This is a genomic window from Agrobacterium tumefaciens, assembly GCF_013337285.1.
Classification (GTDB): Bacteria; Pseudomonadota; Alphaproteobacteria; order Rhizobiales; family Rhizobiaceae; genus Agrobacterium; species Agrobacterium burrii.
Genome location: NZ_SUPW01000002.1, coordinates 194982 through 220989 on the forward strand (window position 1 = coordinate 194982; position 26008 = coordinate 220989).

Annotated in this window: 33 protein-coding genes; 25 read left to right on the forward strand and 8 right to left on the reverse strand. The window is 57.5% G+C overall.

The annotated features are described in order from the left end of the window. Positions 1 to 95 precede the first annotated feature (95 nt). From FCH38_RS06710 to uppO, 3 genes are read right to left on the reverse strand one after another with little or no spacing between them, the layout of a single operon-like run. A complete protein-coding gene (locus FCH38_RS06710; protein ID WP_149899928.1) occupies positions 96 to 449 on the reverse strand; it encodes a DUF86 domain-containing protein in 354 nt (117 codons plus the stop codon). After that, on the reverse strand, positions 449 to 745 hold the full coding sequence (locus FCH38_RS06715; RefSeq protein ID WP_149899929.1) for a nucleotidyltransferase family protein: 297 nt from the start codon (positions 743 to 745) through the stop codon (positions 449 to 451). Before FCH38_RS06715 ends, FCH38_RS06710 begins: the two co-directional genes overlap by 1 nt. A 36-nt stretch (positions 746 to 781) precedes the next feature. Next, the gene (gene uppO / locus FCH38_RS06720) at positions 782 to 2197 is read right to left on the reverse strand and encodes a polysaccharide biosynthesis phosphomannomutase UppO (protein ID WP_174373268.1); all 1416 of its coding nucleotides are present in this window, start codon (positions 2195 to 2197) and stop codon (positions 782 to 784) included. Positions 2198 to 2454: 257 nt separating this feature from the next. Between uppO and uppM the strand changes: the two genes are divergently transcribed. Further along, positions 2455 to 4080: a polysaccharide biosynthesis protein UppM gene (uppM, locus tag FCH38_RS06725; protein ID WP_174373269.1), complete on the forward strand. Its 1626-nt coding sequence runs from the start codon at positions 2455 to 2457 to the stop codon at positions 4078 to 4080. Between the two features lie 19 nt (positions 4081 to 4099). Here uppM and FCH38_RS06730 read toward each other — a convergent pair whose 3' ends face one another. Next, the gene (locus FCH38_RS06730; protein WP_174373270.1) at positions 4100 to 4309 is read right to left on the reverse strand and encodes a hypothetical protein; all 210 of its coding nucleotides are present in this window, start codon (positions 4307 to 4309) and stop codon (positions 4100 to 4102) included. A 246-nt stretch (positions 4310 to 4555) separates the two neighbouring features. Between FCH38_RS06730 and uppL the strand changes: the two genes are divergently transcribed. Together uppL and FCH38_RS06740 are read left to right on the forward strand one after the other, a co-directional pair. After that, positions 4556 to 5350 (forward strand): polysaccharide biosynthesis UDP-hexose transferase UppL, encoded by a 795-nt coding sequence (gene uppL, locus FCH38_RS06735; protein ID WP_174373642.1) that lies wholly within the window; start codon positions 4556 to 4558, stop codon positions 5348 to 5350. A gap of 226 nt (positions 5351 to 5576) precedes the next feature. Next, complete coding sequence (locus FCH38_RS06740; RefSeq protein ID WP_149899931.1) at positions 5577 to 5822, forward strand: hypothetical protein; 246 nt, start codon at positions 5577 to 5579, stop codon at positions 5820 to 5822. A gap of 24 nt (positions 5823 to 5846) precedes the next feature. Here the strand turns inward: FCH38_RS06740 and uppJ are convergent, their stop codons facing one another. Further along, positions 5847 to 6791, reverse strand: coding sequence for a polysaccharide biosynthesis UDP-hexose transferase UppJ (uppJ, locus tag FCH38_RS06745; RefSeq protein ID WP_174373271.1), 945 nt, complete (start codon positions 6789 to 6791; stop codon positions 5847 to 5849). Positions 6792 to 6799: 8 nt separating this feature from the next. Continuing rightward, positions 6800 to 7711 (reverse strand): polysaccharide biosynthesis endo-1,4-beta-xylanase UppH, encoded by a 912-nt coding sequence (uppH, locus tag FCH38_RS06750; RefSeq protein WP_236776571.1) that lies wholly within the window; start codon positions 7709 to 7711, stop codon positions 6800 to 6802. Positions 7712 to 7921: 210 nt separating this feature from the next. Here uppH and uppI point away from each other — a divergent pair, with 210 nt between their 5' ends. Continuing rightward, positions 7922 to 8992 carry a polysaccharide biosynthesis UDP-hexose transferase UppI gene (gene uppI, locus FCH38_RS06755; RefSeq protein WP_153516532.1) on the forward strand — a complete coding sequence of 357 codons (1071 nt, stop codon included), beginning with the start codon at positions 7922 to 7924 and terminating at the stop codon, positions 8990 to 8992. Positions 8993 to 8994: 2 nt separating this feature from the next. After that, positions 8995 to 10074, forward strand: coding sequence for a polysaccharide biosynthesis glycosyltransferase UppG (uppG, locus tag FCH38_RS06760; protein ID WP_174373643.1), 1080 nt, complete (start codon positions 8995 to 8997; stop codon positions 10072 to 10074). A 42-nt stretch (positions 10075 to 10116) separates the two neighbouring features. On the opposite strand, the gene FCH38_RS06765 is transcribed toward uppG, so the two are convergent. Continuing rightward, entirely contained in the window at positions 10117 to 11187 is a 1071-nt protein-coding gene (locus tag FCH38_RS06765) for a GNAT family N-acetyltransferase (protein ID WP_174373644.1), read from the reverse strand. 525 nt (positions 11188 to 11712) lie between these two features. On the opposite strand from FCH38_RS06765, the gene uppW reads away from it, so the two are divergent. The 4 genes from uppW to FCH38_RS06785 all read left to right on the forward strand — a co-directional run bounded on the left by uppW (position 11713) and on the right by FCH38_RS06785 (position 18581). Then, positions 11713 to 13083, forward strand: coding sequence for a Wzy-type polysaccharide biosynthesis protein UppW (gene uppW / locus FCH38_RS06770; RefSeq protein ID WP_236776572.1), 1371 nt, complete (start codon positions 11713 to 11715; stop codon positions 13081 to 13083). A 590-nt stretch (positions 13084 to 13673) separates the two neighbouring features. Continuing rightward, entirely contained in the window at positions 13674 to 15623 is a 1950-nt protein-coding gene (locus FCH38_RS06775) for a methyl-accepting chemotaxis protein (RefSeq protein ID WP_174373274.1), read from the forward strand. 202 nt (positions 15624 to 15825) lie between these two features. After that, positions 15826 to 16878 (forward strand): type I restriction endonuclease, encoded by a 1053-nt coding sequence (locus FCH38_RS06780; protein WP_174373275.1) that lies wholly within the window; start codon positions 15826 to 15828, stop codon positions 16876 to 16878. Between the two features lie 437 nt (positions 16879 to 17315). Then, complete coding sequence (locus FCH38_RS06785; protein ID WP_174373276.1) at positions 17316 to 18581, forward strand: tyrosine-type recombinase/integrase; 1266 nt, start codon at positions 17316 to 17318, stop codon at positions 18579 to 18581. Here FCH38_RS06785 and FCH38_RS06790 read toward each other — a convergent pair. Continuing rightward, positions 18578 to 19039 carry an Arc family DNA-binding protein gene (locus FCH38_RS06790; protein ID WP_174373277.1) on the reverse strand — a complete coding sequence of 154 codons (462 nt, stop codon included), beginning with the start codon at positions 19037 to 19039 and terminating at the stop codon, positions 18578 to 18580. The two genes, FCH38_RS06785 and FCH38_RS06790, sit on opposite strands and share 4 nt — an antisense overlap. Before the next feature lie 119 nt (positions 19040 to 19158). On the opposite strand from FCH38_RS06790, the gene FCH38_RS06795 reads away from it, so the two are divergent. The 16 genes from FCH38_RS06795 to FCH38_RS06870 all read left to right on the forward strand — a co-directional run bounded on the left by FCH38_RS06795 (position 19159) and on the right by FCH38_RS06870 (position 25946). Further along, the gene (locus tag FCH38_RS06795; protein WP_174373278.1) at positions 19159 to 19395 is read left to right on the forward strand and encodes a hypothetical protein; all 237 of its coding nucleotides are present in this window, start codon (positions 19159 to 19161) and stop codon (positions 19393 to 19395) included. 92 nt (positions 19396 to 19487) lie between these two features. Continuing rightward, on the forward strand, positions 19488 to 19766 hold the full coding sequence (locus FCH38_RS06800; protein WP_174373279.1) for a hypothetical protein: 279 nt from the start codon (positions 19488 to 19490) through the stop codon (positions 19764 to 19766). Further along, a complete protein-coding gene (locus FCH38_RS06805) occupies positions 19763 to 19975 on the forward strand; it encodes a hypothetical protein (protein WP_112998192.1) in 213 nt (70 codons plus the stop codon). Before FCH38_RS06800 ends, FCH38_RS06805 begins: the two co-directional genes overlap by 4 nt. Continuing rightward, entirely contained in the window at positions 19972 to 20442 is a 471-nt protein-coding gene (locus FCH38_RS06810) for a hypothetical protein (RefSeq protein WP_174373280.1), read from the forward strand. Before FCH38_RS06805 ends, FCH38_RS06810 begins: the two co-directional genes overlap by 4 nt. Then, positions 20439 to 21272 (forward strand): hypothetical protein, encoded by an 834-nt coding sequence (locus tag FCH38_RS06815; protein WP_174373281.1) that lies wholly within the window; start codon positions 20439 to 20441, stop codon positions 21270 to 21272. Before FCH38_RS06810 ends, FCH38_RS06815 begins: the two co-directional genes overlap by 4 nt. Next, entirely contained in the window at positions 21272 to 21547 is a 276-nt protein-coding gene (locus FCH38_RS06820; RefSeq protein WP_236776586.1) for a DUF6074 family protein, read from the forward strand. Before FCH38_RS06815 ends, FCH38_RS06820 begins: the two co-directional genes overlap by 1 nt. Continuing rightward, on the forward strand, positions 21544 to 21840 hold the full coding sequence (locus FCH38_RS06825; protein ID WP_174373283.1) for a hypothetical protein: 297 nt from the start codon (positions 21544 to 21546) through the stop codon (positions 21838 to 21840). The genes FCH38_RS06820 and FCH38_RS06825 overlap by 4 nt, the downstream gene beginning before the upstream one ends. Continuing rightward, a complete protein-coding gene (locus tag FCH38_RS06830) occupies positions 21837 to 22277 on the forward strand; it encodes a hypothetical protein (protein ID WP_236776573.1) in 441 nt (146 codons plus the stop codon). Before FCH38_RS06825 ends, FCH38_RS06830 begins: the two co-directional genes overlap by 4 nt. Further along, entirely contained in the window at positions 22274 to 22732 is a 459-nt protein-coding gene (locus FCH38_RS06835) for a hypothetical protein (RefSeq protein WP_174373284.1), read from the forward strand. Before FCH38_RS06830 ends, FCH38_RS06835 begins: the two co-directional genes overlap by 4 nt. Continuing rightward, positions 22683 to 23273, forward strand: a complete 591-nt coding sequence (locus FCH38_RS06840; protein WP_174373285.1) for a hypothetical protein — start codon at positions 22683 to 22685, stop codon at positions 23271 to 23273. The genes FCH38_RS06835 and FCH38_RS06840 overlap by 50 nt, the downstream gene beginning before the upstream one ends. After that, positions 23270 to 23491 (forward strand): hypothetical protein, encoded by a 222-nt coding sequence (locus FCH38_RS06845; protein ID WP_174373286.1) that lies wholly within the window; start codon positions 23270 to 23272, stop codon positions 23489 to 23491. The genes FCH38_RS06840 and FCH38_RS06845 overlap by 4 nt, the downstream gene beginning before the upstream one ends. Beyond that, the gene (locus tag FCH38_RS06850) at positions 23488 to 23808 is read left to right on the forward strand and encodes a hypothetical protein (RefSeq protein ID WP_210267130.1); all 321 of its coding nucleotides are present in this window, start codon (positions 23488 to 23490) and stop codon (positions 23806 to 23808) included. The genes FCH38_RS06845 and FCH38_RS06850 overlap by 4 nt, the downstream gene beginning before the upstream one ends. After that, positions 23805 to 24014 (forward strand): hypothetical protein, encoded by a 210-nt coding sequence (locus FCH38_RS06855; protein WP_174373288.1) that lies wholly within the window; start codon positions 23805 to 23807, stop codon positions 24012 to 24014. Before FCH38_RS06850 ends, FCH38_RS06855 begins: the two co-directional genes overlap by 4 nt. Next, positions 24011 to 24913: a ribonuclease H family protein gene (locus FCH38_RS06860; protein ID WP_236776574.1), complete on the forward strand. Its 903-nt coding sequence runs from the start codon at positions 24011 to 24013 to the stop codon at positions 24911 to 24913. The genes FCH38_RS06855 and FCH38_RS06860 overlap by 4 nt, the downstream gene beginning before the upstream one ends. Beyond that, positions 24910 to 25332, forward strand: coding sequence for a hypothetical protein (locus FCH38_RS06865; RefSeq protein ID WP_174373289.1), 423 nt, complete (start codon positions 24910 to 24912; stop codon positions 25330 to 25332). Before FCH38_RS06860 ends, FCH38_RS06865 begins: the two co-directional genes overlap by 4 nt. Beyond that, positions 25329 to 25946 (forward strand): DUF6362 family protein, encoded by a 618-nt coding sequence (locus tag FCH38_RS06870; protein WP_174373290.1) that lies wholly within the window; start codon positions 25329 to 25331, stop codon positions 25944 to 25946. Before FCH38_RS06865 ends, FCH38_RS06870 begins: the two co-directional genes overlap by 4 nt. Positions 25947 to 26008: the final 62 nt, after the last annotated feature.

Genomic DNA, 26008 nt, shown 5'->3' on the forward strand with positions numbered 1-26008 from the left:
TCTTCTGGCCCTGCGGTCCTTATCGCTTTCTCAAGCGGGAAGAGCAACAGGGAAAGGCGGGATGCGACATTTGGGACATTGTGCCAATAGACCCCTCAGTTTTCGGATCTGATGGATCGTTGAATAGCCTGAACGGCGATTTTGAGTGGTGCAACATGTTCGGTAACCACGGCCCAAACCACATCGTCCGCGATCTTGTGGTATTCATGGCGGAGAATATTGCCGATCCCGCGAATTTGTTTCCATGGAATGTCCGGTGCGAGGTCCAGCAAGTCCTCCGGAATGTGCCGTGACGCCTCGGAAACGATCTCCAAGGCGCGCTGTACAGCAAGCTTGAGGAGCCAATTCTGCTGGAAATCAGCAAGTGACAGGCCTGCGGTGTGGGTCTCAATGCCGTTTATGGCCTCCAGAATTTCGGAGAGAACTGGTCCGACCCTGCGTTTAATCATCAAAATATCCGGACTGCGGATTGTTCGATGTCATTGCGAAGCAGCGGGTGGAGGCTGTTGCGTGTCGTCACGTCCACTTCCACCGCCAACTCTTCTTCCAGAAACTGCTTGATACCGACGAGATCGAGCAATGAGAAACGGCGGTCCGGATCATAGTCGATGAAGATGTCCAGATCGCTCGAGCCAAGGGCTTCATCGCGGGCCGTCGATCCAAAAAGATAGAGCGACGTTGCGCCCATGCTTTTCACCGCATGGGCGTGTCGCCTGAGTTTTCTGATCGCGTCCGTTCTCTTCATGCGTTCAGCTTATATCATCCCGCATGCGCCATCCACTCATCCAAAATTGCGGATGAGATCGAGCCCCTTGTTCAGCAGCGTTTCGGCTTCGTCCTGATTGGCGGCTTCGACGTAGCAGCGCATTTCGGGCGCGTTGCCGGAAGGGCGGAAGTGGATGGTGCTGCCGTCGGTGAGCGCCACGCGCAGGCCGTCGATGTCGCTGAGCGTCTTGACCTTGCCGACCGGGGCGAGGAAAGCCTCAAGATTGTCGCGCGAAGCGCGCAGATGCGTCATCAGGGCGGCGCTTTTTTCCTGGGCGAAATTCTCCAGACGGTCGGCGGCGGCGACCGGCAGATTATAGGCGGCGGCGATCTCCGACAGCGGCTTTTTCTGCTCGGCCGACAGAAGCAGCACGGCGAGAACCGGCAGGAAGCTGTCACGCGTCGGCAGCGGCGAAACTGCCCTGCCGTTGAGGGTGAAGGCGGAAGCGGTCAGCAGGCCGCCATTGGCCTCGAAGCCCATGACGCCGTTTCTGCCGGCGGCAAGCGCCTCTGCCATGCCGGCGATGACGAAAGGCGAGCCGACCCTGGTGCGGACGACCTCGAAGGAACCGCTGGCTTCAATGCCGGAATTGGAGGTAACGGGGGTGACGACCACGCCGGCATCGAGGAAATTCGCGGTGATAAGCCCGATCAGGTCGCCGCGCAGCGGCACGCCGTTTTCATCGGCAAGCAGCGGGCGGTCGCCGTCGCCATCAGCGGAAACGATGGCATCGAGCCTCTGCTGCGGTGCCCATTCCCTAAGAAGCGCCAGCGTTTCCGGCGAAACCGCCTCGGTATCAACAGGGATGAAGGTTTCGGAACGGCCGAGCGGCACGACATCAGCGCCATAATGGGCGAGCACGTTGACGAAGAGATCGCGCGCCACGGTGCTGTGCTGATAAACGCCGATCTTGAGGCCCGACAGCGCCTTTTCCGGCAGCAGCGCGATGTTGCGTTCGTAAAACAGTTCGGCTGCGATTGCGGAATGGTCGTCCGCCGTCGCGGCCTCGTCGCTGATGCCTTCCGCTTCGACTTCGACTGCAAGGGCGGCGATTGCCGTTTCATCCTGCTTGTCGATTTCGCCGTCCGGGCGATAGAATTTGATGCCGTTGCGGTCGGCCGGAATATGCGAGCCGGTGATCATCAGCGCGCCTGCCTTCAGCGACAGGCCGTAAAGCGCCAGAGCCGGTGTCGGCACTGTGCCGCAATCGAGCGGGGTGAGACCGGCCTTTTTCAGGGCGGCGATACAGGTGGCGGAAACATCCGGGCTCGAGTCGCGGAAATCGCGGGCCACAAGAATGGGGTCGCCGGCCTTTGCCTGACCCGATGTGAGAAGGTGCCTTGCAAATGCCGTCGCATAGACGGCCGAGGCTTTTCCTTTCAGATCGACAGAGAGACCACGAAGGCCGCTCGTTCCAAATTTCAGGCTCATGCCAAACTCCGTTTCGATAAAATCTTTGAGGTTCAAATGGATAATATAAAAATATAACGGCTGAAAGAACCGTATTGATCCATTCAGGTCAATCATCTCTTTCATGGCGGCCACGAATGGGCGATGATGGCTTGGATGAAGCGGGTAACCTAAAATTCACCCGTCATATTTAAACTTGTCTGTCGATAGCGGCTCTGGCGACGATGGAAACCATATGTTGCCGGCCTTTTTGTGGTTCATTCGAGTTGGATTGGCTAATGTACAGGCTTCAAAAGGCGGGACATAAGCAGGCACGTCCGCTTGATGAAAAAACGACGCCCGCCGCCAGACCCCACGGTTCCCTGCTGGACGATCTGGTGGATGAGGACGAGGTTTTCGAACGCACGGTGCTGAAAGAGCATCTGGAGCCGAAACCGGTCGTCGCCGCCGAGCCGACCCCGGCCGAGAAGCCGGTGAAACCATCCTCGCCGACCGGTAGTCTGGCGACCGCACTGCCGGGCCTGAAACATATCGACAGGATCGGTGTGGACGATGTCATCATCTGGCTGCGGAACGGCATCGCCTGGATCGTGCTGGCGATCATTCTCTGCGTCGCCGCCGCGCTTACCTATGCTTCCATGACGCCGCCGCGTTACACCGCCTATACGGATATCGTCGTTAATCCCTCCAATCTCAACGTCGTCAATGACGGCGTGTTTTCGCCGAGCCAGCAGCGCGACACCCAGATCCTCGAAGTGGAAAGCAAGCTGCGCACCATCACCTCGCGCAACGTGCTGGCACGGGTGGTGGATGAGCTGAAGCTCGATCAGGACGGCGAATTCATCAATCCGCCGCCGCTTGCCCGGCTGAAGGCGATGTTTTCGTCCAAGCCGGAAGATGGCGACAACCGGGTCGGCGCGCTCCGTTCCCTCGGCGACCGGGTAGCGGCGGAACGCGATCCGCGCTCCTTCGTGGTGACGCTTTCGGTCTGGACCAACGACGCGGAAAAATCCGTGGCGGTTTCCAAGGCCATCGTCAAAGCCTTTGAAAGCGAGTTGTTCCAGACGACCTCCGACAGCAGCCAGCGCGTTGTCGACGATCTCAAAAAGCGGCTTGAGGAAATGCGCGAGAACGTGACCGTTGCCGAAAAACGGGTGGCGGATTTCCGTCGTGAAAACGGGTTGCAGGAAAATAACGGCCAGCTGGTCAGCAATCTCGCCTCCGGCGAACTGAATGCGCAGGTTCTTGCGGCACAGCAGCGCGTCATTCAGGAAGAATCACGCCTGAAGCAGATGGAAGCGGCGATCGCCCAGAACCGCACGCAGAGCGACGCCATCTTCGATAGCCAGACCATGAACACCATCCGTGCGCAATATAGCACCCTGCAGCAGCAGATCGGCGCGATGACGCTGACCTATGGTGCGCGGCATCCGCGCCTGGCAACCGCAGGGGCGGAGCGCGCCATGCTGGAACGCGGCATGGCGGATGAAGCGCGGCGCATCCTGCAGGCGGCCAAGACCAATGTCGCCGAGGCCCGCTCCTCGCTTGATGCCCTCAGATTGAAGGCGGTAGCGGAACGCGCCAACGTCTTCACCGACAACGAGGCGCAGGTGCGGCTCAGGGATCTGGAGCGCGACGCCAATTCGGCCGCCGCGATCTACGAGACCTATCTCACCCGCTCGCGCCAGCTTGCCGAACAGCAGTCGATCGATTCCACCAACGTGCGGGTGATTTCGCAGCCCGTTGCGCCCAATTCCAGAAGCTGGCCTCCGGGCAAGCTGACCTTCCTGATTGCAGGTGGCGCAGGCGGTCTTTTCCTTGGTCTCGGCATTGCCGTGGCGCTCGGGCTCTGGGGTTATCTGCGCCGCAACGACCACGATGAAATTGCTGCGCGCTACGCCTGACGGGGCTGACCCGCGGCGCTTATTCTTCCGACGTCAGACCGTCATAAACTTCGAGTAGGGCAGCGGCGATGGCGGCACCCAGCGCATTGCCCGCATCCCGAATGCCGGCCTCGTCGCCGTCGCGCACCGAAACGGCGAGATCGGACGCTTCGTTGGCGACGATTTCCTTTGCCCGTTCTATTGCCCAGAGGCCGAAATCGCCGCGGTTGTCGATCGAGATAGTTTCCATGGCCTTGACCTTTTCTGTGGTGTGGGTTCGCGGTTCCTTAACCCATCGGTGGGCAAACCGGAATAGGCGGAAAGAGCGGTCTCAACCTGCGGGCGTGTAAATTGTCGGCTTCAAGCGGCGGGTTTATAAAAATATTAATGATAGTTCTTCGTAGTGTTTGAAGCCTTATACTCTAAGCATATGTGTGACTATAACAATGAAACGATGCCTATCTTGGACACCGGACAGATTATGACAGGGAGCGAAATGCCGGATGCGAAAGGGCCGAACAAGACCTGGCCCGTCATTCCGCTTGCGGCTTTACCCATCACTGACGTGACGATTGAAGAAACGGCTGAGGATTTCATCCTGCGGTCGGTGCGCGTGCGCGCTGCCGGCGCAAGGCCGTTCTATTCAACCTCGGCGAACGGTCAGGTCATCGCGCTCTGCCATCACGACAGGGAATTTGACGCCATGCTGCGGCAGGCGGACCAGATTCACGCCGACGGCATGTCCCTGGTAATCTTTTCCCGCAAGTTCTGCCCGAGTGCGCTGCGCGAACGCGTCGCAACGACGGATCTCGTCCACGCGGTTGCCCGCCGGGCCGAAGAGACGGGTGCGCGGTTTTATTTCCTCGGTGGCTCCGAAGAGGTCAACCGCGCCGCAGTCGAGGAAATGCAGAGGCTTTATCCGCGTCTGGTTTTTTCCGGGCGGCGCAACGGTTATTTCAGCCGGGACGAAGAAGAGGCGATCCTGGCCGATGTCGTCGCATCGCAGACCGATATTCTCTGGGTCGGTTTCGGCATTCCGCTGGAGCAACGCTTCGTTTCGCGCAATCTGGACAGGCTTTCCGGCATTGCCGTGGTCAAGACCTGCGGTGGCCTGTTTGATTTTCTCGCCGGCAAGAACAGCCGCGCACCGCAATGGATGCAGGATATGGGGCTGGAATGGCTCTACCGGGCGATGCTTGAGCCGAGACGTCTCGGCAAACGTTACCTGCTGACCAATCCGATCGCTATATATTCGCTTCTGAAACACAGCTACCGGGCTTCGGGACGCTGACAAGGCGGAGAGGAAAACGGCAGTTTCGCCGTCCTCGGTTTTGCCATTCTCAGTTTTGACTGTTCAGCGGTTTTTTTGAAAGCCGCGCTCGCCAATCTATATGAGATCACCCTAACGTATTGAAACAATGCGTCTCGCCGCTGAAATTCGTTGCAACTGGGCGCAACGGCGTTACACTGGGGAAATATTATAAATTTATTCGAATCAGAGATATTTGAGGGCAGCAATGGTCATTACGTCCATTTCTCTTTTTGTTTATGGGATTGGCACCGTTACCTCTCTCGCCATGACCTATATTGAAGGCGCCCGCCGCGACAGGGATTGGGATTTTTATCGGGTGACCGGTATCGTTCTTTGTTTCTTCTGGCCGGTTTTGGTTCCGCTTCTCATCCTTGCAGCCGTCTTTTCCTCCCTCGGTTTCCAGAAGCGCATGAATACGATTTCGCTGGGCAGGGAAAAAACGCTGGGCTGACACTGGCACCCGTAATCAGGGGTATCAGGCCTTTTTCACCGGCGCCTTATAGGGCGTGAGCGTGATGCCGAGGCTCGCCATCACGCGGCCGATGGACATTAGCGGCGGATGGGTGGCGGGCAGCAGCGCTCCGGTTTTCAGGAAAGCGGCAACGGCGCGGATAAGCGACAGGCCCAGGCTGACGATATTTTTGGCCGCAAGCAGCAGTCCGCCCTTGAGGCCGGGACGGCGAGCGCGGTCGATGCTGTAATTGATGATACCGGTTCTGAGCGAGCGCTCCATGATCCAGCGCGGCGCCATGCGGTTTTCCGGCACATATTCGATGATGAGGGCTTGAGCGCTCCAGGCGAATTTGAAACCGGCCTTGCGGCAGCGGGTGAAGAAATCCATATCGCCGCCGCCGAGGAAATTGAACCGCACGTCGAATTCCGGTTTCGGCAAGCTTTCGAAAACTTTCCGCGAAATCAGGCAGTTACCCGATCCGTGGATCTGCTCGACGGGACCGGTCGGCGCTTCGATGGAGCCGAACAGCGGATGCGACAGAACCGCCTTTGGCGCGGGCGCGTCGAATTCACGGTTGACCGGCCCGCCGACGATATCGACGCCGAAGGACTTGGCCGCCGACACCATCTCGGCGAGCCAGACGGTGGAGGCGGCCTCGTCGTCATCGATCATCAGGAACCACTGAGCGGAAGGGTAGCTCTGCCGGGCGGTGCGGAAGGCGGTATTGATGGCGTAACAATTGCCCTGCGTCGGCTCCACCAGAGCCTGCCCGGCCATGCCGCTTTCGCCAAAAAATGCGCGTGCGACGGCAAGGCCCTGCTGGCCTGCGCCATCATTGTCGACCACGACGACTGCGAAGGGAAAATCGACCTTCTGGGCTGCGAGCGACAAAAGCGTCTTTCGCAGGCCTTCGGGCCGGCGGAAACTGGGAATGCACACCACCGCTTCCGGCATGATCTCGGGCATGGAAACTCCTAAATACCGGCAAGCGCTGCGGCGGAAAAAACGATGGCCCGGAGGCTCTGGCGTGGGCGATTGAGAAACGTATCGGCAAGCGCGGAGAAAGCCTCACGGTAGCGGCGGGCGCGAAAAGCCTGCGCCACGGTATAGGCGTTCATGTGGTTTTCGGATTTGTGGCGAAGCCGCCGCAGTTCCTGCGGGGAAATGGCGGTGACGATGGCGGGGTCGGAAAACACTGCCTCGATGGCCGGCTCGCAGTCCTGAAAGGTCAAAAGCCGGTTCATCATCACGCTCGTGCGGTGCACCCGGTAATCGAGCACATGGCAGCCGGGCAGATAGACAAAGCGGCCGGCGGCGGCGAGCCTACACCAGCCATACCAGTCTTCCGCATAACGCAATGTCTCGTCGAAACCGCCGAAATCCTGAAAGATCCGGGTCCTGACCAGCATGATGCCGCCATTGACGATGAAGTTCCCGCCCAGCAGCGGCTGGAGGATGAAACCGTCAGGCTTTTCACGGCGGCGGATGAGATTGCGCCGGCCGATCTTGACGCCGTTTTCGTCGATGCGCTCGTAGTCGCCATAGACGGCAACGACGTCAGGGCCGGAGATACCGGCGCAAAGGGCGGCGATGGCGCCGGGCTTCAGACGGTCGTCGGCATCGAGGAACATCGTCCATTCGCCGCGCGCCTGCGACAGGCCGAAATTGCGCACGGCGGAAACGCCCTGCCTTCCCTGCGGCCGGGCGAGCAGTTTGACACGCGGATCGGAAAAACCTTCCACCTTTTGCGCGGTGGTATCGGTGGAGCCGTCATCGACCACCAGCACCTCGCGGACGGTCTCGCCCTGAAGCAGGACGCTTTCGATCGCTTCCACGATGTAACGCTCGCCGTTGCGAACGGGGATGACAATCGAAACGGAAACCAAGGTTTTCAACTCCATAAGGGTGGGCCAAGAATTCGCACAGCGAAGTTACTACCGGATTAAGCGGGCCTCGCCAATTATGACGTGGTATAGCGTCGGTTAACCTTGCAAATCTTTAATATCCTTTTGGCATGATCGAGATGTTATGTTTTGAGAATTAGAGCGCGGTTGCGTCCTTTCGGACGTTAATGTGTGGGTTGCGGAGGCGGGTGAATGCGGATCGGGCGGCGGAATTTTCTGGGCGGTGCGGCGAGTGCCGGCCTGTTGCATGCCATGGCCGGCCCGGCCCTTGCCGCGCAGAAGAAGACGCCGGTCAAGACCGCCCCTTATGGTGCGGCGGTTTACCTGCCGGATCTTAATGCCGATAGCCGCATTGGCGAGGCTGTTGTCAAATATTGCTCGCGCATCACCCCGGTTACCGAAATGAAATGGGAGGTCATGCGGCCTTCCGCTGACGTGTTCGATTTCGCCGCCGCGGATGCAATCGCCAACTTTGCGCGCCAGCACAAGCTTTCCATGCACGGCCATCCGCTGATCTGGTATGCCTCCAACGCGCCCTGGCTTGCGAGTGTCGGCGGCAGCGGCAAGGTCGAGAAGCTGATGGAGACCCACATCGTCAAGGTGATGGAGCGTTATAAGGACGTGATCCACAGCTGGGACGTGGTCAACGAGCCTATCCCCGATGTGCCGGGCAATGTGCGCGCGCGGCGTGATGCCTGGTATTATGGCGCAGGGTCGGACGCCATCAAGAAGGCCTTCGATATTGCCCATGCGGTCGATCCGAAGGCGCAGCTTGTTCTCAACGAATATGATGTGGAATTCGCAGTCGAAAAATCACCGGCCAAACGCGCGGCCTTCCGCAACCTCATTCTCGAACTGCTTGAGAAGGGCGCGCCGATCAACGCCATCGGCCTGCAGGGGCATCTGCGTGGCGGCTGGCCGATCGCCAAGGATGAGCTTGCCGCCTTTGCCACGGAAATGCGCAGCTACGGCCTTGCCGTTCTGGTGACGGAGCTGGATGTGATGGACCAGACGCTGCCCGGCCCGGAGGCTGAGCGCGATATGCTGATCAACGGCCAGGTCCGCGATTTTCTTGAAGCGGCCTCGGCGGGTGGCGGGCTTTCCTCGATCACGACATGGGGTATTTCGGACCAATATAGCTGGATCCGCTGGGCCTATCCGCGCCGGGACGGTACGGCCAACCGGCCGCTGCCGCTGGACTGGAGCTTCAACGAAAAACCGATGATGGCCGTCATCAACGAATTCCGGAACCGTGGTGCATGAGCATGAGTGCTGAAACGTCGCTTCCTCCCGTACGGAAAGCGCTGCAGATCAACCTGCATCCCTTCGATGCGCCGCATGCGGCCCTTACCCTGCCGCATCAGCTGCGGGTCTGGGGCGGTCAGGTGGACCGCATTCTTCTGACTGTTGATACCGGGCAGGTCGGGGCAGGCCGTTACAAGGGCAATGGTTTTGATGCGGCCAGCAAACGCCTTTTCGACATGCTGGAGGAAATGCAGACCAATTATCCGCATCTGCATGTGGATGTGGTTGATTACAGCGATGCGGCGCGCAACCTGGTGGCAAAGACCTTCTTTTCGCGCTCGCCGATCCCCTATCCGGCCAAGGCCTTCGATGGGGGGCCGTTTCATGTGTATTTCTACGGGCTGAAACGTGCCAATGCCCGTTATGTGCTGCATATGGACAGCGACATGATGTTTGGCGGCGGCAGCCAGAACTGGTTCGAAGAGGCCGTTGCCCTGCAGAAGGCCAACCCGGATGCCCTTTGCATCACGCCGTTTTCCGGACCGCCGACGGTGCGCGGCGATCTTGATATTTCCCGCCATGTCGGCATGCCGGGGGTGAGGAATATTCCAGAGCCGCGCAAGCTGCCATCGCGCATTCCCACATGGCGTTTCGCCACCGTCTCCACGCGGCTTTTCATGATCGACATGGACCGCTTCGCCAAGCGGATCGGCTCTCTGGAACTGCTGCGGCCCGATGCCAAGCGGCGTATCCGCTCCTATGCTTATAATCAGCAGCCGGTGTCGATGCCCGCCGAAGAGGTGCTGAGCACCAACATGATGCGCGTGGGCGTGCACCGGCTGGATTTTCTCGGCACGGGAAAGGGCATGTATTCGTTGCATCCGCCCTATCGCTCGCCGGAATTTTACGCGGCGCTGGGGTCGATCGTCGAGCGTATCGAAAAGGGCGACGTTCCCGAAGGACAGCTGGGAGACTTCGATATCAACGGCTCGATGGTGGACTGGACCAGCGCGCTGGCGGCCAAGACGCGCTCCAAACGTTATGCGAAGGCTCTGCGCCACCTGATTTCGGCGAATGTCCAGCGTTTCACCAAAGCGTAAAACGCTGCGGCCTGCCTTCTGCGTCAATGGCGAAGGGGCGGCTCAATAGTCGGTTATCAGCTTGCTCCAGCTTTCCGAGCACAGCCCGCCAATATAGATGTCGCCGGCAATCGCCCGGTCCCTAAGCGCCTCATCCCGGGTTGCCATGCAGAAATATCCGTCATGGCGAAAGCTCATATGGTTCTGGCGGTATAGCGCGTTTATGAGAAAGGGCTGCGACATGCCGGTGACGTGGGCGTAATTCTCGTCGTCGAAATGGTGGAACAGGGTGTTGAGCACATCGTTTTCACGACCGGCATCGCAGACGAGGTTGAGCACATAGGCGGTTCGTCCCGGCTGGCCAAAAAACAGGGCGGCGCCCATGACATGGCCTTCGGCGGTCTCGATCGTCAGGCTTTTCAGTTCACCGAGGCTCTCATTGGCCCTGCTCATCTCTATCAGCCAGTGGAACTCCTCGTGAGACCATTCCGGACGAATGGAAAACCGCTCGATCATCGTCAGCGCCTTGCGGCGGAATGTCTCGAAATCCACGGTTCTTACCCTGGCGCCGGCGACCCGATGCGGCCTCAGGCCTTTTTTCCATGATCGCAGGATGCCGTCGACAAATCCAAGCGCCGACAGGGCAAGGGTGGTCTTGGCCAGTTTCGAGCGTCGCGGCATACGCAGCGCAATCGTGCAGAAGGGCTTGAGAGCCTTGTGCCATTGCAGGCTTTCGATCGGCATCATGGTGCCGCCGGTCGTGACCCAGTGATCGGCGCTGACGGGGGAGGCCGTGTCCGAAAACAGCATGTCATGTTTCGTTGCGCGCATGCTGCGAGACAGGCGGGCAGCCCCAAGCGAGCCGAGTTTCCCATCCGATGCGAAAGCGCATAATAATCTGGCGGTAATGGCTTTTCCATTCGCGATGAACCGCATGGGGACCGCGAGGATGACGCTTGTGACCCTGTTCTCCCCCGCATCGTAGACGACACTGCCGTATTCCGGATCAAAGGCGGGGCTGCTGAAAAACAATGTCTCGACATAGGAGCGGAAATCGAAGTTTCTCTCACGCCCGGTCTTCTTGAAAGCGCTGTTGAGCACTGCCTCGACCGCCTCGACATCGTCCTTGCGCATGGGGCGAATGCCGGCCGTTCCGGGCTTTGCCGGGTACCGTGTCGATTGACCGCTATCGCCATCGTCCATGTTGGTGTGTCTCGGAACGTCCACCTTATGTCTCCAGCCTTATGCGCAATTATGAAATCAACTCAAGGGTACATCTTGAGTTGTTAATATACGCTAAAGAGAGCCTTGGGCCATACCCTCAATACTCCGAAATGGCTCCTATGTTGCGCAGATGGAAGTAATTTATTCGAGGGTATATTTCATTCAGATATTAATAAAATCAAATATTTGATATGAATTCGCAAATTTTTTTCCCGGCGAAAATCCCATCACTTCCCAAACTAACCTCCAGAATTGGGCTCCATTTCTCTGTCAGCGGGTCTATCTCTTCATCACAGAAGAAAAAGACGGAATTACTATTCTTCCGTGCATTATGCATAACTAAAAAATAGGATTTTTGCAGGATATTCCTGTGACGGGGATGAAGCATCGGATACGATGTGTGCTGACGTGGAAAAAGGAAGAGAAAAACCCCTTATGGATGCAGCGGACGACGGACAGGGGCGTGGCTATTGGCGGGACGCATTGTTTTATGTGACCTTCCTTTTTTTCACGGTCGGTTTTTCGCCCTATATCTCACTTTCCTCCACCTATCTGGGCTCCGCCATGGCGGCCGGGTCCAGCCTGCTGAACCAGCTGACCGCGATCATTCTGTTTTTCAGTTTCCTGGCGTTCATGGCGAAGGAACGGTCTTTCTCCATTCTCTTCATGCCGCGCCTGCTGATGGCGGCGATTTTCGGCTGGTTTGTTTTCACCTCGCTGGTGGGCGAAGCGCCGCTGTTTTCGCTGCGGCGGCTTGTGATGTGCGCCATCATCTGCGTGCTTGCCGGCGGTTTCCTGCAATTGCCCCGCACCGAGCGGCATTTCACCTCGCTGCTTGCCGTCTGCTCGCTGATCATCCTGTTCCTGTGCTATTTCGGCGTCGCCTTTCTGCCTTCGCGGTCGATCCATCTGGCGAGCGATGCGCTGGAGCCGCTTCTGGCCGGTAACTGGCGAGGGGTGTTCCGCCACAAGAACGAAGCGGCCTCGGTCATGTCGGTACTGATCATCGTCGCAATCTATCTTTACAAACGCTGGTCCTTTTTCGGCGGGCTGGTGGTTCTGTTTCTGTCGCTGATCTTTCTGGTCAAGTCGGGTGGCAAGACGGCGCTTGGCCTGATGCCGATCATTGTTGCGACCGGCTGGTTCATCGTGCGTTGGCCCCGATGGCGCTATGCGGTCGTGACCCTGCTTCTGGTAACTTTCGCGATCGTCATCGTCGGCACGACAGTCGATCCGGTTTTTTCGCAGATGCTGACGAAATTGGGGATCGATCCCAGTTTCACCGGCCGAACCGATATCTGGACCGTTGCCATCGATTATATTCGCCAGAGCCCGCTTGTCGGATACGGTTATCAGGCCTTCTGGCGCAGCGATGCGTTGATGTCGAGTTTCACCGAGAACAATACCTGGGCGACGACCGCGCCGGATTCGCATAATGGTTATTTCGACCTTCTGCTTGCCGGCGGCGTGCCGGGGCTGGTGCTGGTGCTGACGTGGATTTATCTGCTGCCGCTCCATTATCTCGGCAAAATGGATGACGCCACGCGCAACAGCCCGCTGACGAGGCTTTATGTCGGTGTCTGGTTATATGTGCTGCTCTACGGTTTTCTCGAAACGCTGTTCTTCCTCAGCACCGGCTTCGTCTGGTTTTTCCTCATCGTTGCCGTGATGGGCCTGCATTTGCAGGCCAATGCCAGCCTTGTCGAGGATGAGACGGGGCCGACACCGGCGCGAAGCGGTGGGGACGAGGCAATGGTGACGAAACCTCTTTCGCAGCAACCTTCGCAGGCTGTTCGTCACAGCTGATGTTGGTTGGAATATGCGCCATACGGCTCATATTTGGCAGCGCCCGCAATCCGCGGTTCCGTGATGGCTGGTCTTGCGGCATTGGCCGCCGTCTTTCGGCGCTGGGCGGTGATGCGAAAGCACGGTCTTTTGCCCGAAGCGCATGAGGTGACGGACGGCAGGGGATGCGTGCTGCAGGCACCGACTTTGTTTGGCGAGGCAGGCTGCAAAAGCTCTGTTGCTGCTTTCCTATCTTATATTTTGCTGACCGCACGGACTTGAAGGAATTGTAAAGTTTTTGACTATAATCATTTTACCAGACAAGAAATGGCAGCCGGCATCCGAAAATCAGCCCCTTTCCATTTTTCTCGAAATGTGGTCCGGCGCGCCCGCTCGCTGGCGGGCCGCCCGCGTCTCACGAATGGTAACCTGTCGATATCTGAGGAACAGGCATCACCCTTCGCGGATGCAGGCATGATGCAAATTGCGGCCCGAGCCGATGATGCGTCTCGTGAAGCCTTGATGATCAAGGCGTTCGACGTGCAATGTCAGTCTTGCCGAACACCTCCGGCACGGGGAAGGAGCGGCTTTCGTTGACGTGAGGTTTCACCGTGTCCTTTCTTCAAAATACCAGCATCCGCACCAAAATCCTGTCGCTTATTCTGCCGCTCTGCGTCGTTGGCCTTGGCGCAACCGCATTCATGTCCAACCGCTACAAGGAAGCGGATACGGCCTATTCATTCTTCATCGCCAACGACAACGCCGCTCTGGTGGAACTTGCGCGCGCCAACCGAAATCTCGCCGCAGTCGCTTATGGCGCCTATCAGGTCATGGCCTATGACGCGGCCGGGCCGGATATCAAGGTCGCACGGGATTTCTACACCGAAAGCAAGCGGCTGCTGGTGATGCGCCTTAACAATGTGAAGGCGGCATTTCCGGAGGAGACGACTGCCATTGACGGGTTTCTTGCAAAGTCGCAGGAGATTACCGCAATCACGGACAAGGCGGTCGAACTAGGCCTGGCCAATCGCAACGAGGACGCGGCAGCTCAGATGCTGATGGCCGATGCCTCCATTCGTCCGACCGCTGACAATTTGGCGGCGCTGCTGGAAAAGCTGGTCAAGGGCGTTGCGAAGGGAAGTGGCGAGCTGACGGCGGAGACCAATTCGACGATCCTGACATCACTTGCCGTGATTGGATTTGTTTTCTCCATCGGCGTCATTCTGGCGATTTTCGTGGCGTCGCGTGGTATCACCACGCCGATCGCCCGTCTGCGCGAGCGCATGGTATCGCTTGCCGGCGGCGAGACGGCGGCGGAAATCGACGGCACGGGACGCGGAGACGAAGTCGGCCAGATGGCGCAAGCCGTTCAGGTGTTCCGCGAAAATGCGATCGAGCGCATTCGCCTCGAGCAGGAGACGGAAGCCAATCGCAGCCTGTCGGAAAAAGACCGCATCGAGCGTGAGCGGCAGAAGGCAAATGAAGCGGCCGACGTCAAATTCGCCGTCGACAATCTCGCAGCCGGCCTCTCGAAACTGTCCGAAGGCGATGTTTCCTACCGTATCGGCCAGCCGTTCACGGCGACGCTGGATGGCGTTCGCAACGACTTCAACATGTCGGCTGAAAAGCTGCAGGGGGCGCTGACCAGGGTTGCACAGAATGCCGGCGGCATCGGTGCCGGCGCAAACGAGATCAAATCGGCCGCTGACGATCTGGCCAAGCGCACGGAACAGCAGGCGGCCGCCGTGGAAGAAACCGCCGCCGCCCTGGAAGAGATCACCACCACGGTGCGCGATTCCACCCGGCGCGCCCAGGAGGCCGGCCAGATCGTCAGCCGCGCCAAGGCGGGCGCCGAACAATCCGGTGAAGTGGTGCGCCGCGCCGTGGTCGCCATGGAACAGATCGCCAAATCCGCCAATGAGATCAGCAATATCATCGGCGTGATCGATGAGATCGCCTTCCAGACCAACCTTCTGGCCTTGAATGCCGGTGTGGAAGCGGCGCGTGCGGGTGAAGCGGGCAAGGGCTTTGCCGTGGTGGCGCAGGAAGTGCGCGAGCTTGCGCAGCGCTCAGCCAGTGCCGCCAAGGAAATCAAGGCGCTGATCAACACCTCGAACGATCAGGTGCAGCAGGGTGTTCAGCTGGTGGGTGACACCGGCAAGGCGCTGACGACCATCGTCTCGGAAGTGCAGGAGATCAACCGGCACGTCGTCTCCATCGTGGAATCCGCACAGGAGCAGTCCTCCGGCCTCCAGCAGATCAATACGGCCGTCAACCAGATGGATCAGGACACGCAGAAAAATGCGGCGATGGTGGAGGAAACCAATGCCGCAAGCCATAACCTCGCCAAGGAGGTCGCGTCGCTGAACCAGCTGCTGTCGCAGTTCAGGCTTGCCGACGTTGCCTATCAGCAGAAGAGCCAGCCCGCGCCGGTTCGCAATGCCGGCGGCAACGACAGGCCGGTAGCATCCCCCGTGCGCGCGCTCGGCCGCAAGATCGCATCCGCCTTCGCGGGCAATGCGGCCGTGGATACGTCAAAGGACGACTGGCAGGAGTTTTAAGCGAGGCTGGTTGCTTGCAGGAAAGTCGGTGGGGATATCTCCGCCGACTTTCAGGAAACAAGCGGCGCAATTAAAATCGTTTGCGCTAAACCATTGCTTCCCTCGCGGCATTAAGCAAATCATCAAATTGGTGACAATCCTAGATTGACGTAGTCGAACTGTTCGGCAACTCTATCTTGATTATGGTGCGACAGGGGGAAACATGAGCACGATCGAAGAGAGCTTGCGCGCAATTGCTGAGCGCGTGAAATCGCATTCCAGCACCATGGCAACAGAGGAAGCTGTGAAAACAGCCGTGGTTCTGCCCTTTCTGCGCTCACTTGGCTACGATGTGTTCGATCCTTCTGAGGTCGTTCCGGAGTTCACTGCTGATGCCGTGGGAAAGAAGGGCGAGAAGGTCGACTACGCGATCAAAATTGAAAATGAAGTACGCATTCTGATTGAATGCAAACCGATCTCGGTAGCGCTGGATAAAAAGCACCTTGATCAGCTATATCGCTACTTCAGCGTGACAAATGCGAAGTTTGCGATTTTAACGAATGGTCGAACTTTCAATTTTTATACCGACCTTGAGGCGCCCAATAAATTGGACACCCGCCCGTTTTTCGTATTTGATGTCACCGATTTCAATTCCGGTATCGTTAACGAGTTACGCAAATTCGAAAAATCCTCATTCGATGTGGATGCTATCCTCGCGACGGCTGAACGCCTAAAATATACTTCTGGAATAAAGCAGGTGATATCGAAGCTGATCGAAGAACCGTCAGAAGAGTTTGTACGGATTGCCTCTGCAGGCGTCTACGATGGCCGCATGACCGCTCAGGTTCGCGAAATGCTGACTGGGGTAGTCCGGACTGCTTTTCGAGAAGTTATTATGGACACAGTGAAAAGCCGCCTTTCGAGTGCGCTCGCGGATACCGAAGAAGTTATCGAAAAGATTGATGCTCCCGTCGAAGACGAGCCTGAGATCGTCACGACCGAGGAAGAGCGTGAAGGCTATATGGTCGTTAAGGCAATCGTGCGGGATACTATCAGCTCGAGCCGTGTCGTGATGCGGGATCAGAAATCCTACTGCGGCATCTTGATCGACAATAACAATCGAAAACCTCTGGCACGCCTGCATTTCAATCGGTCCATCAAATATATTGGTCTCTTTGACGGTGAAGCAGAAGAGCGGTTGATTATCGACAGTCTGGATCAGATTTACGATCATTCTGAGAGGCTCAGAGCTACGGCGAAAAGATATATTGACTGACGCCATTTCGCGGTCAGGAATGCTGTCGATAGTGCCTCTTATCGGAAGCAGATAAAACTGCGGTGAGACCAGCGTGGCTAAGGCAGAGTCGTCCCAAGTCTGGGGCGGCTTCCGTCAGATCGTGGCGATTTCACGCGGAGATGCATTTCTGTGCGGACTGCCGAACAAAACCCGCGCAAATAGCTCGCTATCGAGCCCCACGCTCTTGGGTATGTAGAAGAAAATGGCGCACCCGACAGGATTCGAACCTGTGACCTTTGGAATCGGAATGCAGCGGTAAACTATTTTACGTTGCTTCCTCTTGTTTACCCCAATGCGATTTTGTTATCAATATCAGAAGGTAATGGCTTTCTGCGATTACAACGGTTGGGATCGAGTTTACCGCAATTTGCTTCCTGCTGCTTCCTATGCGCTTCCTGCTGCGGTGAGGTTTCGGTATGTCAAAGCTCACGAAACGAACGATAGACGCTCTCCAGCCGAGGGACAAAGACTATTTCGAATGGGACGATGAACTGGCTGGCTTCGGCGTTCGCGTATGGCCGACTGGCAAGAAAACCTATGTCGCGCAGTACAGGGCAGGGAAGCAGACGAGGCGCTTCAAGATCGGCAGCCACGGCGCCCTCACAGTCGAGGAGGCCAGGAAGCAAGCCAAGACTGTCCTAGGCGATGTGGCGCGCGGGGAAGACCCGCAGCAGGACCGAGCCACACGCCGGAAGTCGCTTACTGTCAAAGACCTCTGCGACACCTATTTCGCGGCGGCCGACAAAGGTCTGATCTTCGGGAAGCGCGGCAAGCCAAAGAAGTCGTCAACGCTGTATGTGGATAGGGGAAGGGCGAACCGTCACATAATCCCGCTTCTCGGCAACAAACTTGTGCAGGATCTGACCACCGCTGATGTCGTCAAGATGATGCGAGATGTCACCGTGGGGAAGACGGCGCTGAACGAGAAGACCGAAAAGCTACGGGGGAGGGCCATCGTGCAAGGTGGAGCCGGTACCGCATCGCAAGCCGTCACGCTCATGAGTGCAATCCTAACCTATGCGGCGTCCGAGGGAATCGTTCCTCACAATGTTGCCCGCGGCATTCAGAAACCCGCCGTAGGAAGGCGCACGCGACGGTTGACCGCTGACGAGTATTTGTCACTCGGCAAGGCGCTGGACGCGTCACAGGGTGAGCCTTGGCAAGCGGTGGCCGGTATCAAGCTTTTCCTGCTCACGGGCTTCCGTCTCCAGGAGATAGCCGCTCTAAAATGGAGTGAAGTGGACGAGGCTGGCAGTTGCTTCAGGCTTGGTGACAGCAAGACAGGCGAGAGCGTTCGTCCAGTGGGAAGACCCGTCTTCGACGTTCTGAAATCGCTTGAGCGCATTCCCGGCAATCCGCATGTCTTGCCGTCCCCTCGAAAAGAGGAAGGGTATTACACGGCGCTAGACACGGCTATGGAGCGCGTTACGGAAGCGGCGGGGATATCTGGCGTCACGTCCCACACTTTGCGCCACAGCTACGCCTCCGTGGCTGGCGACCTAGGGTTCACCGAGATCACGATATCGGCTCTGCTTGGCCATGCGGCTGGGAACGTAACCCAGCGCTATGTGCATCATCTGGATACGGTATTGATAGCGGCAGCCAACAAGGTTTCAGGTGAGGTCGAGCGGATGATGACCGGCAAGTCTGCGAAGGTGATCGATTTGCCGAGGCGGGCCTAGTCCTTTTTGTGCTCATAAGGGATATCGTCTGGGAGGTTGAACGGGTCGTCACCCAAGTACGGCGGTTCCTCGTGGAATGGGCTTTCGTTTCTCTCTCGCCAATTGTCCATCTCAAGATCCTGCCAATACTGCAGGCGCTCATCGACCATGGATTTGAACTTGGGGTCGACGCCGTGACCTAAGTTGCGAACCGTCTCCTCAATTTCCTGAATCAGATAATCGACGCCTGCCGGGGTATCTTTTGAGTCCTTCAGCATCGAGACCATGTTGGCCAGCTCAAGGAGCTTTTCTTCTAGCGTCACTTCAGCCGGGAAGTGTTTTTCGAGGCACCAGACTATAGCCTCGTTCATAGACATGCCAGCTTGTTCCGCCTTCATCTTGATTCGATCTCGCATTCCAGGCGGCAAGCGCAGTTGGAACTGGTCATAGTCTTTGACCTTCGATTTTTCCCGCTTCATTTTCAAATACTTCCTGCAATCATATCACATAGTGCTAGGTTGAGCTTGACCTAACCACGGTTTTACCTCTTAATACAATCATAGCACCGAATGCTATGACGAATTAAGGAGAAGGTTAAGTGACAGTTACCACCGAACGCCCGAGGCTTCGGCGCGCAGAAGTGCCGGCCTACCTGCTCGAGAAGCACGGAATCCCGATCGCGCTCAATACTCTCAACAAGATGGCTACAGTCGGCGGCGGCCCTGCAATGAGGTACGCTGGCCGCATCCCGCTCTACGACGTCATCGATCTGGATAAGTGGGCTGAAGAGCGCCTGTCCGGCCCTGTCTCATCGACGTCGGGTAGGGCGGCATGATGGTCAACCGTAGAAAAGAAAATGGCCCGGCGAGCGTTGGCGCGCTCCCAGACCATGGCTCAATTACTCACCCCTGCATGAGGAAAGAAGAAATGAACGAGGTAACGAATACCACGGCTTCGGCCGCAACGCTAGACATAGCTGATCTGGAAAATCCGCTTGCTGATGCCACCCGCATGGCGTCGATCACCTCGCGGTTGATAGGCGACTGCCTTGGCGGTCCGAATGACGGCAACAAATATTACCTCACCAACAACCAGATCGAAGACATGCTGTTCGCCACCTACCAGACGGCTGACCTCATCAAACGCATTTACCAGACTTGGGAAGCGATCTTTGAGGCCAATCGCCGGGAAGGAGCTTCCGCATGAGCGCGCCTTCTCTCGCACAGCGCAAGCTCCTCGACATCACCGACATGATCAACACAGTCAAATACCTCAATGGTGCGCTCTTCATGGCCTGCGGTGACGTTGCCGATCATCAGAAGACAAACGCTCTCCAAGCGGTCTGTGATGAAGTCGAGGCGCGCATCTTGATTATCGTGGATCGAATTGAAGAGCTTCGGGAGGAACTGGCATGAGCAAGTTCGTCATCGAAAAGAGCGATTGCCTCGATTCCGCCGCCCGCAATCTGAACGACCTTTTGGATGTCATTTGCCAAATTCAATTCGAGTGCGGCCCTGATCAGGCCGACCGGCGCGTCGACAGCCTCCTCTGGATTGCCCGCGACATGTCCGAGGGCATTGTGGACCGGACGAGCAATAGGTCAGCGCAGCCTGCCACGGCCGACATCATCGAAGGTATCTCCGACGTTGCTGGTGCGGAAATCGAACTTCTTTCCGAAATCATGGCCCTGACAGCAAAGTTTCAGCGTCGGCGGCAAGCCACCCCGATCGAGAAAGCCGCCATGTGGCTGTCAGAGCAACCGCAAGACCTGCCGAACAAGCTGGCCATGCTCCAGAACATTTTCAGCCTGACGGCGGCGCAAGCAGCCCAGACACTCACCTTGGCGAACCAGTACCGCCAGAACCGGAGGGCGTTCGGTTGAAGGCAATCCACAAGTCGAACCGTGATGGCTCCGAGCGCGTAATGCTCGGTAAAGTCATCTGGAAGGAGAAGCCGGCGCACAAGAAGGCGCACAGGCTGGATTGGCAACACTCGAAAGAGTTTCAGCGTTTGCGGGAAATTGAGAAGGTTATCCGCCACCGACACGGCGGTATGATCCCAGATCCGGTTGGGACGGACGATTTTGATCTGTGCATCTCATATCTTCGGGCTGTCGCTCTCACGCCACGTTCGCAGGATGTGGCCTCATGGTGCTCAAAGTGGGCGCCTTGGATCGATACCGTCACGCTGCAAACGCTATCGGCGCTTGGTTTTAATCGTCGGTGGATGATCAAGGCCGATGCTGTCGCAAAGATGCTTCTCGTCACCATGGAAGAAAGATCGAAGCTCGGGCTCCGGACTATAGGCGCCTGCGATATGGACCGGGAGGAGAGAAACAGGACTGCCAAGGCGGCCAAACAAGAACGCGATCGTAACAGACAGGAACAGAAGCGCAGAGCTGAAGGTCGAGCGGATCGCAAGTCCTACGAGGCGGCATCACTCTCGAAGCTTCAACCGTGGTTGGCAGAAGGCATCACCCGTCGAACATGGGAACGGAGGCGTGTCGCAAGTCTATCGCGAATAGAAGAAACATGGATTGGCGACACACTTGCGTCAAAGCCAGAAAATCAACAGGTGGTACAACAATCTCGGTCGGGACAAGCTCGCGCAGCGGGGTTGTCTGTGGGTCTGGGGGATCATCCCCCAGCGGGGTTCCAAGGGGCAGCGCCCCATGGGAAGGGCGACGGTTCCCGAAATGGGAGGGCGGCTTGATGGAAACGGCTCAAACCGCGAAAATCATTCCTTTCCCCGTTGATCACGAAGTCCTGTTCATCAGGGAGACGGCCCGCATTCTCATGATCCGTCAGGGCGCAGCTGCTGAGCGATTTTGGCAGATGACCTGCCGGCGGCTTTACGCTCGCCTTCAGGTTCAAGGAATGGCGTATGCGGACATCGACCGAGAAGTGAAAAGTTTTTCCGCAGCTGTGTTCGCGCAGATAGACCGCGTGAATGCCCTTCAACATCACAATCCCAGAGGTGCAGCATGATCCTGCGCCCGATCTGCGATTATTTGGATTCCGATGGCCGTCGCTTCGTGTTTACCGGCTTCGGTGCATCAAACGGCCTTGCTTATGGCCTGGCTCTTGATCCCCGCCCCAAACGCTGGCGCCATAAACGAGCCGCCTATGACCAGACCCTTGGCGACGTGATGGGTCAGAATGCCGTCCTGATCTGCCCTTGGCCTGCAAACGACTGGCACATCGTATCCTTCTTCAAATTTTCCCCAGATGAAAACCGCACCGGCTTCAAATGCCGGGTTTATGGAGAACTCATCGCATGAGCAGCCTTGTACCTATCGAACCTGGCCAGTGGGTTCTCTCGTTCCACCAGCCCTACGGCCTATACGACGGCAAGACGATGGAAAGTCGCCTCGAAGAAATGGCTTTCCGGCATTGGATGGACGGTACCAGCGCCGACGAAATGTTTTTCGTCATGCAGGTGCAGAAGTTTATGCCGAACACCTTCACGGTGTCGGGAAGTGGCCGGTACATCAGCGAGGGCGAACGCCTCTATCGGTTCAATGTCGTCGCCGCTCTGAAAACGAGAGAGGCAGCGCTTGCCCTGCGCGATAAGCTTTTCGGCATTGGCGAAGATGTTGGCGACCGCATCGAAAAGGAAATGTATCGCCGCATCGAGAAGTTTTCCGAACGCGAGCAAGCCAAGGGCCTGAAGCGTGTTCACCGATGCCTGCCGGAATTCTTCGGGAGGTGCAAATGACCGTCACCAGCCTCAACCCAGAACATCGATTTGATGTCGCCCTTGTCCGCAACGCTGCAGCCGACTTGCGGCCAATGCTGGTGTCTGTCCGCAACAAGGCATTCGCCACGCAGCACCTTGTCCAAGGCGCGAAAAGCCTCGGCAGCATCGTCTTGTACTATGCGAAATGGCTAGGCGTCTGGCACCAGTCAGGGCTTGAAATGACTTGGGCCATGCATTTCAGCGGACGGCAGTTTCCCAACGGCCGGCACGCTGTTGCAGCGCTGCAAATCAAGACCGAGATAGCCGCTGTTACATCGCTCGTAGCTGGGAAAACCCACTGGATCGCCATTCCCAACGCCGAGAACACGCGCCGGTCGCTGATAACCAATCTTCTGAAAACCATCAACGCCTTGGACGCCGCGATTGAAGCTTGCGCCGTTCTCGAAGGCCACACCACGAACAAGGAAGCCTGAAATGACACCAGAACGCTACGAAGAACTGAAGAATTACATCCGCGAAACGATCAGCGTCGATATGGCTCCTGAAGCCATGCAAAAGGCGTTCATGGAACGCTTCGGCAAGGAGAAATTCACGGATATCGAAAAGGCGATGGCTGAGGTCAACGCCGAACTGGAAACCGAGCGCGGCAAGCCCGCTATGGTTTTGCTTCCTGAAGGTTTCGATCTGATGGATTTGCCGGCTGGATCCTACAAGGGGTCGCTGACCGTCATCGACCAGGGCATTATCAAATGCGTTTCGGAAACGCTGAAGCGTCTTTCCGAAGGCTTCGATAAAGAGGCCAGGTGGTTTGCCAAGGAGGTGCAGGAAGCGAAAGACGGCGACTACGACGAGTCCGACAAGGACTTTTACTCTCTGCTGCCATTTCGCAAGAACGCCGACCTTCACCTGTCGAACCTTGAGCGCGGCGCTGAGATGATTTCCCAGATAGTCGCCCAGCTGACGCTGATTGGTGAGCAATTCAATATTCCCGAAAAGACGGAGGATGCAGAATGAGCGCCACTGTCACGAAGCTACCAACAGCATCAAGTTCGTTCTACGAGTTCCGCCAGAAGCGATCCGGCTTCTGGGTTGGTGATCTCGTCACGCCGTCGGTGCCGCGCGCCCTGCGCACGACGCTAGTCAGCGGGCATGATCGTGATGCAGTTCTTGAAAGCATCAAGGATTCTGCCACGAGAACCCATCGCCCCCTCAAAATCAAAAAGGGGGCATGATGAGCAAAGATCAACGACCAATCATAAACAAAGAATGGGATGAGGCTTTCGAGCTTGTTTATCAGCGCGGCTTTTCGGCTGGCCTGAAACAGGCTGCTGAAATTGCGGATGCTTTTGCAGAAGAAAACTTCTCCATGGCACACGATACCATCATGCTTGATCCGGTGATTGGCAGGCGTGGCGAAACCGTGACGGCGGCCGACTTCGAAAAAAGCGAATCCCTCATGATCGACGGCTGCGTGCACTCATCGATGGCGCACGCGTCCCAGAACATTGCCGAAGCGATCCGGACGAAGGCGAAGGAGATTTCGCCATGATCCTGCTCGAGATCATCAAGACCCGCATTGCATTGTCACGTCGCGTCAAATTGCTTGAAGCGACGTTGAAAGAAACGTCGTGTCCGCGTCCGGCGAGTGGCCAGCCTTGGGACCAGTGCGCCGGCGACTGCATTAATCTCGGGCTTTGCGGCTGCCACATTGGCTGCGCGTTGGGTGTGCAGCACAACGGGGGGAGCCAGCCATGACATATACTTTCCCGCCGTCGCTGTACCCACTGCGCGACTATCTCAAAGGCCAAGGCGCTGACACCCGCGCTTTCGTTTCCGCCCGCCAAGCTGCCTTCATGGCGCAGCAGCTGCTCGGCACGCGCGTCAAGTTCCCCGACAAGGGCGCCGACATGACATCGACGCTCATTCTCATCCAGAAGGCCGTCACGGAAAAAGGTATTGCCACCATGGCAACACCTTCAAGGGATTCGCGTGACACGAATACCCCGAAGGAAGGCAAGAAAAAAGGTAACCGTCAGTTACCGAAAGCGAAATCGAATAAGCATAACAAGGACTTCAGCCCTGAGCGTTTTTCGCAAGGCGTGCACATCTTCTGCGATGGTGCGTCAATCCCCAATCCTGGCGTCGGCGGCTGGGGCGTTGTTGTCTTCGATGACGGCGTGGAAATCGCCTCGTTGCACGGCGGGGATCCTGAAACCACGAACAACCAGATGGAACTCGCGGGCCTGCTGAACGCGATCGAGAAGGCGAAAGCACTTTCCCTCAATTTTGAGGAAAAGCCCATCACGATCTGGTGCGATAGCCAGTATTGCGTCAACGGCGTGAATGACTGGCGCCACAAGTGGAAGCGCAACGGCTGGAAGAAGAGCCCTGCGGCAACCGAGCACGTCAAGAATGTGGATCTGTGGCGGGCGATTGATGAGGCGCTGGGAGAAAGTGTCCAGCGTGCTAGACACATTGCCATCCGATGGGTGAAGGGTCACCACGGCGTTGCCGGCAATGAACGCGCCGACGAACTGGCCGAACAGGGGCGGGTTGAAGCCGAAGCGCGCGGCCGGTGCGAAGATGAACTGTCTTTGCTCGACGCTGTCGATGATCTCGACGCGCGCTTCAGGCAGATTATGGGGGCGGTGTGAAGCATACCGTCAACATCTTCAAGGTGGCCCGAGAATGCGGCGTCATCCTGCGCGACTGGCGGCACCATAGCCCGACCAGCCGCAAGGGGCGCGAGTGCTTCTGCAAGCCGACGGTGCGCGAAATAGGCCAGCGCCATGGCGAGGACCATCTGCGTCTTGTCCTGATGTTGATTACCGGCAACCCGCGCAACTCAGGCGAACTCTATGCCGATGTCATTAAAGCTGTGTCTCGGCTCCTGATCGCGAACCCGGATTTGACGCGTCGGCCGTCGCTGGTGGCTGACTTCAATCAAGTGGACCTGAGCGCCATGCGGCGTGGCGCTCGATCGATGAAATATGAAATGACCGCAAGCGACGAAATCCTTGTGGCCTTGAGAATGCATTTCGGCCTGTGGCCATATCGAGGAGCGGCAGCATGACGGTGATATTCGCGGAATGGACATATGAGCAGGTGCGGGCGCAGATCATCGAAGCGGCTCACACGCTGCGCGCCTCCCCATCTGATGCGGGGCCGCGACTGAAGAGCGGTTCTATGGCGTCTGTCCTGCACGAAATGGTTGGGGCATTCGGTGAAAGCGAGCACAACGTTCGCCGCGCGCCTCCGTCGGCAGGAGCCATCAGCCGGATGCATCAGGTCTGGGACTGGATAAACGCCTATCTCGATGAGGAGGGCCGCAAGCTGGTTTACGAATATTCCTTCATCAAGACCCGCAAAGGCATCTATATCGAGGCCTATCTGCGAAAAATCGACATGTCGAGACGAACTTTCGACCGCCGAATTCAGGCGTATTGTCAACAAATTGCGGACAATCTCAACCAAAAGCACCAAATCCGGTTGACGACCGCGCTGGACGGCGTGGCGCAAATCGACATAGAACACGCATCAACAACGGTAGCTTCAAAGAAATGCGCCACGGACTGGCGAGACGATGAAGTCACCGGCCAGAAGGACAGAGTGAGGGCTGATAACCTTGCTTACGCCCAATGGCGCAACGAACGCCGCCGGCAGCTTATCGAGCGCGCCGAGCGGTAGGCCGCAATCGACCCTTCCCCCTTGCGGGGAATTCGAACACCGGGACACCGGGCGCGGCGTAA